We start from the raw sequence: 1,392 nt of genomic DNA, 5'->3' as shown, positions 1-1,392 counted from the left end.
CTGCTCGTCGACGAGACGACGGTCGACGTCGGCGACGTCGACGGCGGCGGCGAGCGGACGGTCAACGGCTCCGTCGACGTGGAGCGCGCCGGCGGCTACCGGATCGAGACCGTCGTGTTCGCCGACGGCGAACGGCGCGCGACCCAGACGACGCGCGTCGGCGGCGTCGGGGCGCTCACGCCCGAGTATGCCGACTCGCCGGTCGGCTTCACCGAGGGAGACGTCTGGCCGACCGTCGCGGTCAGCGTGCGCGAGGCCGACAACGAGACCGCCACCCTGTCGGTGTCGCTCTCGGTGACGAACCGCGGCGACGAGGCGTCCGAGCCCCTCGAACTCCGCGTGCTGTTGCGGCAGGCGGAGTCGAACGTGATCGCCGACGAAGCGACGGAGACGGTGGGGTCGGTGCGCCCCGGGCGGACCGACACCGTGACCGTCACCGCGGAAGTACCGGCGAACTACAACTACTACGTCGACGCCGCGCTGTGGAGCGACGACGTCCTCATCGACGAGACGCAGGGGGTGGCCAACCTGAATCCGCGCGAGACGATCAGCGCGAACCAGACCGTCGAGGAGGTCGAGTTCGCCGTCGAGGACTTCGAGCGGGGCGGAGAGGGCGGCGACGCCAGCGCGCCGGAGCGCGAGGAGGGCGCCGACGGCACCGACGACGCGACGCCCGGGTTCGGTCCCGTCGTCGCGCTGATCGCCCTCGCGAGCGCCGCACTGGTGGCACGGAGGCGACGATGACCGACGAGCGCCCCGACGACGCGGCGGCCCCCGACCGAGACGAGTCGAACCCCGATCAGACCACCGACGCACCCGAGACACGACCGATGACCGACACGCCCACCGAGACCGACACGTCCGCGGAACAGCCGACGCCCAGCGAACGGGCGACGAACGGAGAGCCGGCGACGACCGACGGCGGCCCCGACGAGCCGGCGACCGAGAGTGCGCCGACCGGCGACGAGCCGACCGGCACGCAGACTGCCGACTCGGACTCGCGGCTGGGTCGGCTCTCGGCCGGCGACCTCCGGGCCGTCCTCGACCGGGTCGGGCTCGCCGCGCTGGTCCTGCTCGCGCTGATCGCCGGCTGGGGATTCTACAGCCAGACCGGCACCGCGATCCGGACGTGGCTCGACCCCGCCTACCAGCCGCTGGCGCTCGCGGCGTTCAACCTCGCGGTGCTTCTGGTCGCGCTCGCCGGGATCACCCACCAGCTCTACCGGATCCGGAACAGCGACGCGTAGCCGGGCGAGTCGGTGGCGACCGCGTCCTACGCCTCCGGAAGGTCGTCGGTGCTGGCCGGGATCTCCTCGACCTGTCCGGCGAGCGTCGCCGCGTCCCCGGCGACGGTGGCGGGGTCGACGCCGGTCTGGTTCGCGGCCAGCCTGA

At 73.2% G+C, this 1,392-nt stretch carries 2 protein-coding genes; both read left to right on the top strand.

All coding sequences use genetic code 11. The features are described 5' to 3' along the window. Positions 1 to 744, top strand: a 744-nt coding sequence (locus tag GJ633_RS16650; RefSeq protein WP_156589646.1) for a PGF-CTERM sorting domain-containing protein, incomplete at its 5' end; no start/stop codon positions are given. Beyond that, positions 741 to 1,247, top strand: a complete 507-nt coding sequence (locus GJ633_RS16645) for a hypothetical protein (protein ID WP_156589645.1) — start codon at positions 741 to 743, stop codon at positions 1,245 to 1,247. The genes GJ633_RS16650 and GJ633_RS16645, both read left to right, overlap by 4 nt. Positions 1,248 to 1,392: the final 145 nt, after the last annotated feature.

It is taken from the genome of Halorubrum sp. CBA1125 (assembly GCF_009742825.1).
GTDB lineage: Archaea > Halobacteriota > Halobacteria > Halobacteriales > Haloferacaceae > Halorubrum.
Note: the sequence above shows the minus strand (reverse complement) of the source record. Positions and strands in the feature narration are given on the sequence as shown.